14 protein-coding genes are annotated in these 14,896 nt (G+C 58.1%); 2 read left to right on the forward strand and 12 right to left on the reverse strand.

Translation table 11 applies throughout. The features are described 5' to 3' along the window. Positions 1-2: 2 nt before the first annotated feature. A complete protein-coding gene (locus ASB66_RS10630; protein ID WP_060715893.1) occupies positions 3-1,889 on the reverse strand; it encodes an ABCB family ABC transporter ATP-binding protein/permease in 1,887 nt (628 codons plus the stop codon). Between the two features lie 180 nt (positions 1,890-2,069). Continuing rightward, positions 2,070-4,061, reverse strand: coding sequence for an Ig-like domain-containing protein (locus ASB66_RS10635; RefSeq protein ID WP_114386526.1), 1,992 nt, complete (start codon positions 4,059-4,061; stop codon positions 2,070-2,072). Positions 4,062-4,409: 348 nt separating this feature from the next. Here ASB66_RS10635 and ASB66_RS10640 point away from each other — a divergent pair, with 348 nt between their 5' ends. Beyond that, positions 4,410-5,030 carry an LOG family protein gene (locus tag ASB66_RS10640; protein WP_060715891.1) on the forward strand — a complete coding sequence of 207 codons (621 nt, stop codon included), beginning with the start codon at positions 4,410-4,412 and terminating at the stop codon, positions 5,028-5,030. Here the strand turns inward: ASB66_RS10640 and rarD are convergent. The 10 genes from rarD to cysS all read right to left on the reverse strand — a co-directional run bounded on the left by rarD (position 5,019) and on the right by cysS (position 12,816). Then, the gene (gene rarD, locus ASB66_RS10645) at positions 5,019-5,942 is read right to left on the reverse strand and encodes an EamA family transporter RarD (protein ID WP_156544980.1); all 924 of its coding nucleotides are present in this window, start codon (positions 5,940-5,942) and stop codon (positions 5,019-5,021) included. The two genes, ASB66_RS10640 and rarD, sit on opposite strands and share 12 nt — an antisense overlap. A gap of 147 nt (positions 5,943-6,089) precedes the next feature. Further along, positions 6,090-7,706, reverse strand: a complete 1,617-nt coding sequence (gene cimA, locus ASB66_RS10650) for a citramalate synthase (protein ID WP_114386528.1) — start codon at positions 7,704-7,706, stop codon at positions 6,090-6,092. Between the two features lie 23 nt (positions 7,707-7,729). Next, positions 7,730-8,695 carry a prolyl aminopeptidase gene (pip, locus tag ASB66_RS10655; protein WP_060715888.1) on the reverse strand — a complete coding sequence of 322 codons (966 nt, stop codon included), beginning with the start codon at positions 8,693-8,695 and terminating at the stop codon, positions 7,730-7,732. Further along, the gene (locus tag ASB66_RS10660; protein WP_060715887.1) at positions 8,688-9,200 is read right to left on the reverse strand and encodes a GFA family protein; all 513 of its coding nucleotides are present in this window, start codon (positions 9,198-9,200) and stop codon (positions 8,688-8,690) included. The genes pip and ASB66_RS10660 overlap by 8 nt, the downstream gene beginning before the upstream one ends. Then, complete coding sequence (locus tag ASB66_RS10665) at positions 9,197-9,664, reverse strand: GFA family protein (RefSeq protein WP_060715886.1); 468 nt, start codon at positions 9,662-9,664, stop codon at positions 9,197-9,199. The genes ASB66_RS10660 and ASB66_RS10665 overlap by 4 nt, the downstream gene beginning before the upstream one ends. Then, a complete protein-coding gene (locus ASB66_RS10670; RefSeq protein ID WP_060715885.1) occupies positions 9,661-10,149 on the reverse strand; it encodes a GFA family protein in 489 nt (162 codons plus the stop codon). The genes ASB66_RS10665 and ASB66_RS10670 overlap by 4 nt, the downstream gene beginning before the upstream one ends. A gap of 3 nt (positions 10,150-10,152) precedes the next feature. Further along, a complete protein-coding gene (locus ASB66_RS10675) occupies positions 10,153-10,569 on the reverse strand; it encodes a type II toxin-antitoxin system VapC family toxin (protein WP_060715884.1) in 417 nt (138 codons plus the stop codon). Beyond that, entirely contained in the window at positions 10,569-10,826 is a 258-nt protein-coding gene (locus ASB66_RS10680) for an antitoxin (RefSeq protein ID WP_411910050.1), read from the reverse strand. The genes ASB66_RS10675 and ASB66_RS10680 overlap by 1 nt, the downstream gene beginning before the upstream one ends. A gap of 81 nt (positions 10,827-10,907) precedes the next feature. Beyond that, positions 10,908-11,300: a VOC family protein gene (locus ASB66_RS10685; RefSeq protein ID WP_060716033.1), complete on the reverse strand. Its 393-nt coding sequence runs from the start codon at positions 11,298-11,300 to the stop codon at positions 10,908-10,910. A 130-nt stretch (positions 11,301-11,430) separates the two neighbouring features. After that, entirely contained in the window at positions 11,431-12,816 is a 1,386-nt protein-coding gene (gene cysS / locus ASB66_RS10690) for a cysteine--tRNA ligase (protein WP_060715882.1), read from the reverse strand. A 344-nt stretch (positions 12,817-13,160) separates the two neighbouring features. On the opposite strand from cysS, the gene ASB66_RS10695 reads away from it, so the two are divergent. Further along, a complete protein-coding gene (locus ASB66_RS10695) occupies positions 13,161-14,795 on the forward strand; it encodes a glycoside hydrolase family 28 protein (RefSeq protein ID WP_060716032.1) in 1,635 nt (544 codons plus the stop codon). Positions 14,796-14,896 lie beyond the last annotated feature (101 nt).

The following is a 14,896-nucleotide window of genomic DNA, read 5'->3' on the forward strand; positions in this document are numbered from 1 at the left end:
GATCACACAGCAGGCGGCAGGCGCGTGACCACGCCCAGATCGTCGCTTTCGCGCACCTGGCGCAAATGCTCTTCTGCCTGGGTCGCCTCCCGTTGCCGGTTCCACATCGAGGCATAAAGGCCGTTTTGGGCGAGAAGTTCCGCATGGGTGCCGCGTTCGGCGATTTCGCCCGCTTTCAAAACGATGATTTCGTCGGCGCCGATCACGGTCGACAGTCGATGGGCGATGACCAGAGTGGTGCGATTTTGCGAAACAATGTCGAGGGCCGCCTGGATATCCTGCTCGGTCGTGGTGTCCAGCGCCGAGGTTGCCTCGTCGAGAATAAGGATCGGCGGGGATTTCAGCACGGTGCGGGCGATGGCGACGCGCTGCTTTTCGCCGCCTGACAGTTTCAGCCCGCGCTCGCCGACCATGGTTTTGTAACCCTGCGGCAGTTCGCGGATCGAGCGGCTGATCTGGGCAATGTCGGCGGCGGCTTCCATCTCGGCATCACTGGCACCTGGCCTGCCATACCGGATATTATAGGCAATGGTGTCGTTGAACAGCACCGTATCCTGCGGCACCATGCCGATGGCGGCGCGCAGCGAGGTCTGCGTGATGTCGCGGACATCCTGCCCGTCAATGCGGATCGCGCCCTGCTGCACATCGTAAAACCTGTAGAGCAGCCGTGAAATCGTAGACTTTCCAGCGCCCGATGGGCCGACGACGGCAACCGTCTTGCCCTCCGGCACGGTGAAGGAAATCCCCTTCAGGATCGGCCTTGCGGGGTCGTAGGCGAAATGCACGTTTTCGAAGGTGATGGCGCCCTTGGCGATGGCAAGTGGCTTCGCATCGGGGGCGTCGCGCACTTCCGGCTCTACCGCCAGAAGGTCGAACATCTGCTCGATATCGGTCAACCCCTGGCGGATTTCGCGGTAGAGCATGCCAATGAAATTCAGCGGCACGGAAAGCTGCAACAGCAGCGCGTTGACGAATACGAAATCGCCGATGGTCTGCTCACCGCGCTGTACGGCCAGCGCCGAAAACACCAGCATGACCGTCATGCCCACACCGAAGATCAGCCCCTGGCCGAAGTTCAGCCAGCCGAGCGAGGTCCAGACCTGGGTGGCGGCCTTCTCGTAGCGGGCCATGGAGGCATCGAAGCGGCGGGCTTCCATGTCTTCATTGCCAAAATATTTGACCGTTTCGAAATTCAATAGCGAGTCGATTGCTTTGACATTGGCGTCGGTATCGCTGTCATTCATCGAGCGGCGGATGGCGATGCGCCAGTCCGAAGCCTTGACCGTGAACCAGACATAGACGGCGACGGTGACGGCGGTGATCGCCAGATAGGAGAGGCCATAGCCCCACCAGAAAATCACCGCTGTCAGGGCAAATTCGATCAGCGTCGGAATGGAGTTGAGAATGGTGAAGCGGACGATGGTCTCGATGCCCTTGGTGCCGCGCTCGATGATCCGCGACAGCCCGCCGGTCTTGCGCTCCAGATGGAAGCGCAGCGACAACTGGTGCATGTGCAGAAAGGTTATATGGGCCAGCCGCCGCACGGCATACTGGCCGACGCTGGCAAACAATGCGTCACGGAACTGGTTGATGCCCATCTGCACGATGCGGGCCAGATTATAGGCGATAACCAGCATCACCGCCGACAGCATGAAGGCAGGCAACAGGCCGGTCGCATCCATCTTGCCATTGAGCGCATCGGTGGCCCATTTGAAATAATAGGGCACCAGCATCAGCACCAGCTTGGCGATCACCAGGAACAGGCTTGCCCAGACCACCCGCATTTTCAGATCGAGGCGCTCGGCTGGCCACATATAGGGCCAGAGATTGACGATGGTGCGCCACGGATTGCTGCTTTCGGCCGAAACCGTTTTAGCTTTCTGGTGCATGCTTTATGTCCTGCGCGCGGGCTGGTGGAAGCGCGGTCGGTTCCCGGAATGGGCGGCAAAAAAGAGGAGGCAAGAAAAAGGCGCCCCTGGGGCCGCCTTTGGTCGTCGCTGATATAGGCAATATGAGCGAGACAGGCAAGGACCGGACGGGTTTAGCCCCGTCCTTGCCGGTGTTTGCGTCTATCGCTTGTGCTCCAGCATCCATTTGCGATGGATTTTTTCGGCCTCGTCATCCGGCATGGATTGATCCGGCACGGTGAAGGTCTGGCCGGGCTCGATCAGGTCGGGATTGCTGATCTGTTCGGCGTTGGCGACATAGATCGTCGTGTAACGCACGCCCTGGCCATAGACCCGCCGGGAAATCTGCCAGAGCGTATCGCCCCGGCGGATGATCACCGCATTCTTGCTCTCGGTCAGCGGCGCCTGGCTCAGTACCGGTGGCGATGTGCCGTCGGTTGGTGTCAGGGTCGGTGCCGGGTTTTGCGTCGCAGCGGCTTGCGCGGCGGCAATTTTGGCTGGCATCGGCTCCAACGCTGCATCGACAAGTGACTTGAGGGTCGGCAAGGCATTGGCCATTGCCGTGACCGAAGCGGTCGGCACTTGCTTGAGGACGACCAGGGCCTTGTCGGCCTGGTCTGCCATGCCCGCCATGAACGTGCTGGCGGTCTGGTCCGTGCTGGGGGTCGGGCGGAAATCGGCAACCGCCTTCAGGGCAAATTCCAGCGCCGAGCGTGATGCCGCCAGGCTTTCCAGCGTCGGTGTCTTGCCATCGGCAAACAGATTGCTGAGCAGGGCGAAGGACTTGGCCAGCGTATCACGCTGCCGATCGAACAGGTTGCTATCGACGGTGGCCGGGCTGACGGTGCTGCTGGCAACGCCGGGCTGGGCTTCCGGTGCGACAACCGCAACCTGATCACCTTCCGGACGGTTGAACGGCACGGACGCACGCAACGTCACTTTGCCATTGGCATCCTTCAGATCGACACTGATGATATGCTGGCCAACCGTCAGCGGCATCTGGCCTTCGACCACGAAATGCCCCTTCTGGTCGACATCCGCCGAGCCGATATGCTTGCCATCGGCATAGGCGGTCACGGTGCGACCCTTCTGGGCATTGCCTGCCACGAAAATCTTGTCGCCTTCAAGCTCGACGGCGGTGATCTGCAAATCGGCAGCGGACAGGGAGGGGGAGGGTGCAGACCCGAGGGATGCCGTGGGCGTAGACGGCGTGGCTGCGGCGACGCGGCCTTGCTTGTCGACACCATTGATCTGTTCAGGAGCTTGTGGCTGGCTCTGATCCTTTGGTGAGACTTGATCCTGTTGCGGGCCACTGATCAGCCGGCTGGCTTCGCCGGGCTTGGTCACCATGGCCAGCACGTCACCGGATGGATCGGCCGGGACGGAAACCGTAGCCTGCTCCTCAGACCCGATTGTCTTGCCTTCCTTGGTCGTGGCCTTCAAATCCAGGGAATGATCGCCGGGAGACAAGGGCTTGTCGAGCACGATGGCGAAGTCACCGTTGGGAGAAGCGGTGGCGCTGGCAATATTGTTGGAACCGTCATGGACCTCGACCTTGGCGCCGGGTGCCGCGCTGCCGGCGATGACAGTCGAGCCGTCTTTTTCAACGCGGAGCACGTCAAAACGCGGCATGTCCGGATCGATAGCCACTTCCGGTTCGCCGCGCATGGCCCGACCGATATTGGCGATCATGGCGGCGGCATCCTGCGGCGAAGCTGGCAATTTGGCGATCAATTGAAGAGCATGGGCTGCCGAGGCCTTGGCCTTGGAGAGGCTGTCGACAAGACCAGATTCGATCCCGGCGGGGAGATCGGCGTCCGAGAGGGCTTTCAGGGCTGTCAATGCAGCAATGCGGGCTGTGGCGTAAAGTTCAGGTGCCGGGGTTTTCTGATCGGCAAACAGATTTTCCAAGGCGGCCACGGATTGCTCTGCGGCCTTGGTCAGGCGCTGCATCTTGGCGGCGGCCTGGCCATCGGGGGCAGGCGTGGGTGAGGAAGGCCCGGACGCTTCGGGCGCTGCCGCCTGTTCAGCCGGGGCAGCAGGTGTTTCTGCCGTCTTCTTTGTGCCGCCAATTTGCGGAAGCACGAAAAACACCATCAATACTGTCGCAATGGCAAGCACGCCGAGAGCCAGCCAACCGGCACGGTTTTTCATAGTCCAACGTCTCCGGGCGGATTATTCCGCCATATCCCTTGAAACTGATAGAGCGCCATGGGGTATGAATACCCCATGAAGGACGCTCAAAAGTTTTGTCCCCACTGCATGACCCAGCTCAAAACCGCAGACCGGTACGGTGCTACGGGCTTGGCGTTTCCATCGGATTTTCCAAAAATCGCGTCCCGCATTTTGGTCCGATCTCTTACATCCATTGGGATTTAAGACTTTATGCAGTAACGTTTCCTTAATCGCTGCACAAGCGATGAACCCGGTTTGTTCATAGGCTTCCTGGAGTTTTCGTTAATTTTATTGACGTCAGCGGGCCGCGATGGCCATTCTAAACGTATGACAGAAAACCATTCTTCGATTCGATCCATCTGCGTTTATTGTGGCTCACGGCCCGGGCGTGATCCCGATTACATGGCTGCGGGCCGCACACTTGGCCACTCGATTGCCGCCCATGGCCTGCGCCTCGTCTATGGCGGCGGCACCAAGGGCATCATGGGTGCCGTTGCCAGCGGCGTGTTGGACGCGGGTGGCCAGGTGACGGGCATCATACCCGAATTCCTGGTCGATATGGAGGCCACACGTCATTCTCTCGGTCAGTTGAATGAATTGATCATTACTGAGGACATGCATCAGCGCAAGCACAAGATGTTCGAGCGCGCCGATGCCTTTGTGACCCTGCCGGGCGGTATCGGCACGCTGGAAGAAATCGTCGAGATCATGACCTGGGGCCAGCTTGGCCGTCATGAAAAGCCGATGGTCTTTGCCAATGTCAACGGTTTCTGGGACCCGATGCTGGAGCTGATCACCCATATGCGCCAGGAGGGCTTCGTCCATACCGGCCATAAGGTGCAGCCGCTGGTGATTGACGAGATCGAGGCTATCGTGCCGACGATTGTCGATCGCTGGGAAGAACTCGGTCGCATCTCCGGCGATGCGGAGCTGTTGTCAAAGCTCTGATCGGCGTCGTTTCAGCATCGGTAAGGTATAGATGACCAGGGCCACCCAGATCAGCGGGAAGGCAATGGCCTTGGCAGTGCTGAATTCTTCGCGAAACAGGAAGACGGCGATCAGGAAAATCATCGTCGGGGCGATATATTGCATAATGCCGATGGTGGAGAGACGCAGGAGCTTGGCGCCATTGGCGTAGAGGATCAGCGGCACGGCCGTGACCAACCCGCTTGAGGCCAGTAGCACGGTATTATTGAACATGCTGGCATCCGGCGAACCCAGGAAATGCGACTGGCCGGTGACGCCGAGATAGATCAGGTAGGCCAGGGCAAACGGTGCAAGCAGCAGCACTTCCAGCAGAAAGCCCTGATTGGGGCCAATCGGCAGCGTCTTGCGGAAAAACGCATAGAATCCCCAGGAAAAGGTGAGGCTAAGCGCGATCAGCGGCAGGCGTCCGGCATCGACCGTCAGGATGACGACGGCGACCACCACCAAAGCCAGCGCCGCCATTTGCGCGGGCTTCAACTTTTCCTTCAAAAGCACAGCACCAAGTAGAATGGAAAACAGCGGGTTGATGAAATAGCCGAGTGCGGTATCCAGCGCGTGGCCCGCGCCGATGGCCCAGACATAAATGCCCCAGTTGATGCTGATCAGGCAGGCGGTGATTGCCGCCATGCCGAGCATTTTCGGATTGCGCAGCGCCCGCTTCAGATCATCGGTGCGCCGCAGAACCAGAAGAACGAGACCGGCCACCGGAATGGACCACAGCACCCGATGGGCGATGACTTCCATGGGCGGGATATGCGCCACGGCCTTCATGTAAAGAGGCAGAAATCCCCAGAGCAGGTAGGCAGAAAGCGCAAAAAGAAAGCCGCGCAGGCTATCGCGGTTTTCAGCCACTGGCGCTGCAACTTCGCTCATGATGTTTCCGATCCCATTGCTGTTTTTCCTGCCGATACGCCTTCAGGGCGCAAACGGCAAATTCATTCCATTGAAGGATCAGTGAGTTTGGTGAATGCGACTATGTCAATGTTCGAAGATTGGAAAGTAGATCAAGACGGTTTTGGCTTATTCCGCCGCAATCCGACCAGCCAGTTCCCGATTTTTCATCAGCTTGTAGACAATCGCGTCCATCAAGGCTTGGAACGAGGCATCGATTATGTTTTCCGATACGCCCACCGTCCACCAGCGGGCGCCGCTGGCATCGGTGGATTCGATCAGCACGCGGGTGATGGCCTCGGTGCCGCCGTTGAGGATACGGACCTTGTAGTCGGCCAGTTCCAGATCCTTTATTTCATTCTGGAATTTGCCGAGATCCTTGCGCAGCGCAATATCCAGTGCATTGACCGGGCCGTCACCTTCGGCGACCGACATCACCGTTTGCCCGTCAATCACCATTTTCACTACCGCTTCCGACACGGTTTTCAGGTTGCCATTGCTGTCGAAGCGGCGTTCGATCATCACCCGGAAGCTCTCGACAGCGAAAAACTCCGGCACGGTGCCGAGGGTGCGATGTGCCAAGAGCTCGAAACTGCCATCGGCGCCTTCATAGGCATAGCCGGAGGCTTCACGCTGTTTGACGATCTCGATCAGCCGGTCCAGCTTCGGATCGTCTTTGGCAACCATGATGCCACGGCGTTTCAACTCGTTGATGAAATTGGCCTTGCCGCCCTGATCGGACACCATGACCTTGCGGAAATTGCCCACAAGGCCCGGCTCCACATGCTCATAGGTTTTCGGGTCCTTCAACAGCGCCGAGGCATGGATGCCGGCCTTGGTGGCAAAGGCGGAAGCACCGACATAGGGAGCCTGATGGTTGGGGGAGCGGTTCAACAGCTCGTCAAAGGCATGGGAGAGGCGGGTCAATTCCACCAGTTTTTCGAGATCGATTGCCGTCTCGAACCGGTCGGCATAGGTCTTCTTCAGACAGAGCGTGGGAATGATAGTGGTCAGGTCGGCATTTCCGCAGCGCTCGCCAATGCCGTTCAATGTGCCTTGAATCTGGCGCACACCGGCTTCCACGGCGGCCAGCGAATTGGCAACGGCCTGGCCGGTATCGTTATGGGCATGGATACCCAGGGCTGCGCCGGGAACACCTGCCTCAATCAGGCTGGCAATGATACTGCGGATTTCCGGCGGCTGGGTTCCGCCATTCGTGTCGCACAGCACCACCCAGCGCGCACCGGCGTCATAGGCGGTTTTGGCACAGGCCACGGCATAATCGGCATTGGCCTTGTAGCCGTCGAAGAAATGCTCACAATCCACCAGTGCTTCCTTGCCCGCATCCACCACGGCCTTGACGCTGTCGCGGATCGAGTCGAGGTTTTCATCATTGGTGCAGCCAAGCGCAACTTTCACATGGTAATCCCAGCTCTTCGCCACCAAACAGATAGCATCGCTTTTCGATTGTAAAAGCTGGCTCAGGCCCGGATCGTTGGAGGCGGAGATCCCGGCGCGTTTGGTCATGCCAAACGCCGTGAACCGGGCGCGGCTGGTGCGTTTCTTTGAGAAAAAAGCCGTGTCGGTCGGATTGGCACCGGGATAGCCACCCTCGACATAGTCCAACCCGAAATCATCCAGCATGGCGGCAATGGCAATCTTGTCTTCCACGGAAAAATCGATGCCGGGCGTCTGCTGACCGTCGCGCAGCGTGGTGTCAAACAGGGTGATTTTTTCGCGTGTCATGGGTGCCTCCCAAAGGCAAATTTTTATGTGTTTTGATTTTTTCCGGCAAAACGGTCGGTGGCGCGGATCAATTGGTCGAGAATACCGGGCTCGCTCATGGCATGGCCTGCGGCCTCGACAATGTGCAGATCGGCATCCGGCCAGAGTTTGGACAATTCCCAGGCATAGCGTAGCGGGCAGGGCATGTCATAGCGCCCATGCACGATCACGCCCGGAATGCCTTTCAGCTTGTCGGCGTCACGCAGCAACTGCCCGTCTTCCATCCAGATCCGGTTCATGAAAAAATGGTTTTCCAGCCGGGCAAAAGCGATGGCGTAATGGTCCTCGCCGAAATTTTCGATCTGCTGGATATCAGGGATCAACGAAATCGTCGCGCCTTCCCACTGGCTCCAGGCGCGGGCGCAGGCGAGCTGTACTGCCTTGTCCTCACCGGTCAGGCGGCGATGATAGGCGGAAATCATGTCATGACGCTCTTCAACAGGAATGGGCGCGATGAAATGCTCCCAACGGTCTGGATACATCTCGGAGACGCCAAACTGATAATACCAGTCAAGCTCGGCCTTGGTCAGCGTGTAGATGCCGCGCAGCACCAGTTCGCTGACCCGCTCGGGATGGGTCTGCGCATAGGCCAGCGCCAGCGTCGAGCCCCAGGAGCCACCAAACACCAGCCATTTTTCGACGCCGATCATATCACGCAAGCGCTCGATATCGGCGACCAGATGCCAGGTGGTATTGGCCTCCAGATGGGCATGCGGTGTGGACTTACCGCAGCCGCGTTGATCGAACAGGATCACATCATACAGGGCGGGATCGAACACGCGCCTCTGGTTGGCAGTGATGCCGCCACCCGGTCCGCCATGCAGAAACACCGCAGGCTTGGCACCCCTGGTGCCGACCCGCTCCCAATGGATGACATGGCCATCGCCAACATCGAGAAAGCCGGTCTCGAAGGGTTCAATCTCAGGGTAGAGGGTGCGTAACTCAGTCATGGGGAGATCCCATATGAGTTGGCCAATCGCTCGTGTCATGGTCCGGGTGCTGATGGGTGGCACCTGCCACTTTCGCCAGCCAATCTGCATTGGCTTCGCTGGCCTCGACCGGCAAGGTGTCGAGGGCTGCAAACCATGGCATCTTGCTGTCCAGATTGGCCTGTTCAATGGGCTTGACGCTGGCCGGATCATCCAGCGAGCCGAGTGTGATGTTGATGAAATCCGCCTCGGGAATGTCGAAAAACAGCGGCGTACCGCAGGCAGCGCAAAAGCCGCGCCGCACCAGATCGGATGACTGAAACCACTGCGGCGTGCCTCGTGTCAGCTGAAACAGCTCACGATTGACCGAGCCGAGCGGGAGGAAATAATTGCCCGACGCCTTCTGGCACATGCGGCAATGACAGATATGCGGATTGCCGATTGCTGGCTTGCTGCTCATCGACGGTTTGACTGTATAACGCACCGCGCCGCACTGGCAGCCGCCATGCAGGGTTTGAGCTTTCATGCGTCATCCTCCACCGGCCAGACTTGGGTGTCGAAATCCGGGTGCTGCCAGGATTCGACGGAATCGAAGAAGGCTTCGTATTCCGGGCTGGTATAGATCGGCTTTTCAAACAGCGTGTCGATCCACGGCAGGCGCTTGTGGTGATTGACCTGAATGGCGGGCTCAAAGGCACCGGGATTGTCAAAGGCACCGATGGCAATCTCTACGCCGGTGGGATGCTGATAGGTTAGCGGCGTACCGCATTTGTCGCAAAAGCCACGCTTAACCTTCGCGGATGAGCGGAAAAGCTTTGGCTGGCCGCGTGTCCAGGTCAGATGGGCCTGATCGGCGGTGACAAAAGCGCCAAAAAAGCCACCGAATTGTTTCTGGCACATGCGGCAATGACAGATGGAAGGCCGCCCCAGCTTTGCCGCTTGAAACCGCACAGCACCACATTGGCAACCGCCGGAAAAAATCTCGCTCATGCCTTTGCTTCGCTTTCGGTTGGCCAGCTTTCGGTATCAAAGTCGGGGTGCTGGTAGGAGATCAGTTGCGCCAGAAAGGCAGCGCTTTGCAAATCCTCTTCGGTATTGCGGTTTGGCAATTCATGCAGTTTATCGACAAAGCCAACCTTGCCCTCAATACCGTATTGAATAGTCGGGGGCAGGGTAGATGGATCATCAAACGCGCCAGCCGACACCGCAATGCCATCGGGCGCTTCATAGGTCAGTGGTGTGCCGCAGGCATCGCAAAAGCCGCGCTTGACCATATTGGATGATTGAAAATGTTTGAGCGCACCGCGCGTCCAGTTCAATTGCGCGCCACGGGTGGACACCAACGGGGCATAATAGGCCCCAAACGCCTTCTGGCACATGCGGCAATGGCAGATGGAGCTATCTTTCAGCACGCCCTCAACCCGAAAACGAATGGCACCGCATTGGCAGCCGCCCGTATAAACTGTTTCTGCCATGGCCTATTGTCCCTCTGTTGTGATTTCGAGCCAGTTTTCCAGTTTCAGCCCAGGTACGCGGGCAAATTCGCGGGTATTGTTGGTGACCAGAATCATATCCAGCGACAGTGCATGGGCGGCGATAAACAGGCCGTTGGGGCCAATCATCTCACCAGCCTTTGCCAGAGCATTGCGAATGCTGGCATAATGATGCGCGGCGTGTCCTTCGAAAGCTGCGATCTCAACATTGTTCAGAAATGTCTCAACACCCCGTCGCAATCGTTCCGACTCACGCTTTTGAATGCCAAAGTAAAGTTCGGAGACGACGATGGCGCTGAGATGCAGGTCCGCATAGCCCGTTTGTTTCCAGCGTTCCATGGCAGGCCCATCAGGATTTCGAACCATGTCGGAGACGATATTGGTATCCAACATAAATCCCATCACAGGATGACATCCTTCAAAGGAAGCAGTCCTTCATCCACATCGGGAAAATCCTCCTCTATTTTCCCCTGTCTTCTCAGAAAAGCGACAAGATTTTCCTTCTTTCGAGCATTGCCAACAGGCTCGATAATGATCCGATCGCCTTCCTTGCGCATGATCACTTCATCACCCGGAAACTCGAATTCCACGGGGATGCGAACGGCGCGATTACGACCGTTCTTGAACACCCGCACATGTCTTTCCTGCTCCATACTCATATGTGCCTCCATCGCTGGCATAGGCCTTAGCATATGCCAAGCGGATGTCCTATGCAAATCAACACTTAACCGCCCACTTGGTCAGACATCTACCCTCGCGTGACAAACGGCCTCGATATTGTTGCCATCCAGATCAAACACAAACGCACCGTAATAGTTTGGATGGTAGTGCGGGCGCAGGCCGGGTGGGCCGTTGTCTTTTCCACCGGCGGCGATTGCGGCTTGATAGAAAGCATCCACCTCGGCGCGGCTGTTGGCCGTAAACGCAATGTGCTGATGATAGCCAACGGCCGGCGCTCCTTCATGAAGCCAATAGACGGGTCTATCGCGCCCGTAGCCGCCCATTTTCACGCCGTTGGAATATTCCGCCGGCACCATGTAGAGCAGCGACGCGCCAAGCGGCGCAAAGGCTGCGTCATAGAAAGCCCTTGCACGTTCAAAATCGGCAACCTTGATATTCATGTGATCGATCATGGATGTCGCTCCCATACCGTCGTAAAGATATACCAAAACCGTTTTGAGGGACGTTTTGGCTTCGCCCCCCTCTTGCCTCTGCCGCGACCTTCTCCCCGCTGGGGAGAAGAGAGCGAGAGCCGCAAGCCTTCTACCGCTTGACCTCCCACGTGGTCACGCGCTCGCCGGTGTCCTTGTTCTTTCCGTCCTTGAGCTGAATGCCCTTGGCCAAAAGATCGTCGCGGATCTTGTCGGCCTCGGCAAAGTTCTTGGTCTTCAGCATTTCAAGGCGCATCTCGACAAGGGCGTCGATAGCGGCAGATAGATCCTCATTGACCTCTGCCTTCTTTGGTGTGAGCCCAAGCAAAGCAGCGCTGGCAACGAAGGACGGAAGCTTGGATGGGTCGCTATTGGCCGCAGATGCAAGCGCATGAAGGGCCTGCACGGCGGCCACCGTATTCAGGTCATCCGCCAGTGCATCCAGCACGCTTTGATCTGGCGCGGCATCGCCTGCCTCACCGGTTGGCCATTTGGAAACCAGCCGCTCAGCTTCTTCCAGCCGCTTCACCGAAAAATCAATCGGCTCACGGTAATGGGTCATCAGCATCGCCAGCCGCAGCACTTCGCCCGGCCATTTGCGACCGCCGAAATTCTCTGTGTCCAGCAATTCGTTGATGGTGAAGAAGTTGCCATCTGATTTCGACATCTTGCGGCCTTCCACCTGCACGAAGCCATTGTGCATCCACACATTGGCCATCATGCTGGTGTCGTTGGCGCAGCAGGATTGGGCGATTTCGTTTTCATGGTGCGGGAAGATCAGGTCCAGTCCGCCGCCGTGAATGTCGAAAACCTCGCCCAGATAGCGCTTCGACATTGCCGAGCATTCGATATGCCAGCCGGGACGGCCTCGGCCCCAGGGGCTGTCCCAGCCAGGTTCGTTATGGCTCGAGAGCTTCCACAGCACGAAGTCGCCGGGATGCTTTTTATGGGCCTCTACGGCGATGCGTGCGCCTGCCTGTTGCTCATCCAGATTGCGCTTGGAAAGCTGGCCGTAAGCCGCCATGGATTTGGTATCGAATAGCACTTCGCCTTCCGCCACATAGGCATGGCCCTTGGCGATCAGCGTCCTGATGATGTCGATCATCTGGCTGATATTGTCGGTGGCGCGCGGCTCGATGGTCGGCGGCAAGTTACCCAGTGCGGCCACATCGGCCTGGAACTGATCCGCCGTCTTTTGCGTCACCTTGGCAATCGCCTCATTCAGCGGCAGATCGGGAAAATCCCGAAGCGCCCGTGCATTGATCTTGTCATCAACGTCGGTGATGTTGCGGGCATAGGTAACGTGATTTTCGCCGTAAATATGCCGCAGCAGCCGGTAGAGCACGTCGAACACAATAACGGGCCGGGCATTGCCGATATGGGCAAAATCATAAACCGTTGGGCCGCAGACATACATGCGCACATTTTTAGGGTCGATCGGGGTGAAATCGACCTTGCTGCGCGTCAGTGTGTTGTAAAGCTTGAGGCCTTCGGCCATGGCAGTCTCCAGACGTAATGATAACCGGCTGGACCGGAGCGTTTGTCATCTGGGACTTTTGCAAGAGACGAAAACGGCCGGGCCAGCGAATGCGCTAGCGAATAATGATCCAGCAGATAGTGCAGGTGCTCGTTTTCATGGTTGGCTTTATGACGCGACCCCGGTTTTTGGTCAACGGATTTTTGCGTCTTCTGGTCGGTCACTGCCGGTTTTTACGCCGTGATGAAAAATTTTTGCTTTATCCAATCGACAAGCGCACGCTCCAGCCTTGATTTCGGGCCATTCACCGGTTTGAAGATGGGCGCGAACTGTTGTTTTACATGCCGCCGCTGAAGGATAAGCCTATGCCCGGACCTGTTTTTGCCCACCTGTTTCAACGGTCTGCTTTAGGTCGGATGCTTGGCGCGGTTGCCTTTTGCGCCCTGGCACCGGTTGCGGTTTCGGCGGCGGAGCCAGCTGTAGCCACCCAATGGGGGTCGGTGACCGCGCCGGAGGCTCCCTCCAACCTCTGCGCGACATTGACGGCTGGCCTGACGGCCAAGGATGGTTCCCTCGATCATGCCGACGCCGATGGCAAGGCTCCCCATCCAGACCAGATGCGCTTGCAGGCTGCCATTGACGGCTGCGCAGGCGGTGCCGTCAAGCTCGTTCCCGGCGCTGAGGGGCAGGATGCGTTTTTGAGCGGACCGCTGAACTTGAAGAGCGGCGTTGTGCTGTGGATCGACAAGGGCGTGACGCTGTTTGCCTCCCGCGATCCCAAGGATTACGACAGTGGTGCTGGCGATTGCGGTACGGCCAATACCTCATCCGCCAAGACCTGCAAGCCGCTGATTGCGGCCAAGGACACCAAAGGCAGCGGCATCGTTGGCGAAGGAAAGATCGATGGGCGCGGTGGTTCGCTGCTGTTGTCGGGCGACAATGCTGGCAAGCGGTCCTGGTGGGATGTGGCGTGGCAATCCAAGCAGGGATTGATCCAGCATGTGTTCCGGCTGGTGGAAATCGATGGCGGCGAGGATTTTACCCTGCACCGGATAACGCTGTTGAACAGCCCGAATTTTCATGTGGTGAGCAATGGTGTGACGGGCCTGACTGCCTGGGGGATAAAGATCCTCAGCCCCAGTGCCGTCTATACCCGCCCGAATTACGCATGCCCGCCAGAGGCCACGCCTGACAAGCTGACGCCCGCCACCTGTTTCACGCCCGATACGGTCAAGAATACCGATGGGTTCGACCCGGGCCAGTCCTCGAAAGTCGTGCTCGCCTACAGCGCGATCAGCACTGGCGACGATCATGTGGCGATCAAGGCGGGCGGCGACAAGCCTTCGACGCGCATGACTTTTGCCCATAACCGGTTCTATTACGGCCACGGGATGTCGATTGGCTCCGAGACCGATACTGGCGTGGACGGTATCCATGTCTATGATCTGGTGATGGATGGCCATGACAGCCCGAACGGCAATGGCCTGCGGATAAAATCGGACACATCGCGGGGCGGCAAGGTCACCAATGTGCTGTATGAAGATGTCTGCATGCGCAATGTCGCCTTTCCCTTGGTATTCGATACCCGCTACTCGGACAAAACCGGTGGCCGTATCCCGGATTTTTCCGGCATCACAGTGCGCAACCTGCGCTATACGGGGAGCACGACCGGCAGCGGTGGCCATGTGGTTTTGCGTGGCATCAGGGACGATGCGCATTATCAGCCGCTTGGCCTTTTCCTGGATACCATTCAGTTCGACGGCCCCCAGCCGCTTCTGGTCGGCTCCGCCGATCCGGCGGCAAAAGATCCGCCACTCAATGCCCATGTCACGATAGGGCCTGGCCCGGTCAGCTTTGCTGACCTTCTGAAGGCAGATCCGGCCCGCCGGGTGAAAACTGTCAATCTCGTGGATGCCAGTGAGGAAGATCCGGTTCCGCCGCTCGATTGCTCGTCGGCCTTCGTGCCGTTCTCGAGCTTTTTGGAGGGCGCACCGTTTTGAACGGATCGTGTCGTAAAAAGACATAAATGGCAAACGCTTGCCTGCAATGGTGGCAGCCGGTCGTAGAGACTGTCCGAATAACGTCATAATCTTCCGGTTAA

This window comes from Gillisella vitis (genome assembly GCF_001541345.2).
Classification (GTDB): domain Bacteria; phylum Pseudomonadota; class Alphaproteobacteria; order Rhizobiales; family Rhizobiaceae; genus Allorhizobium; species Allorhizobium vitis.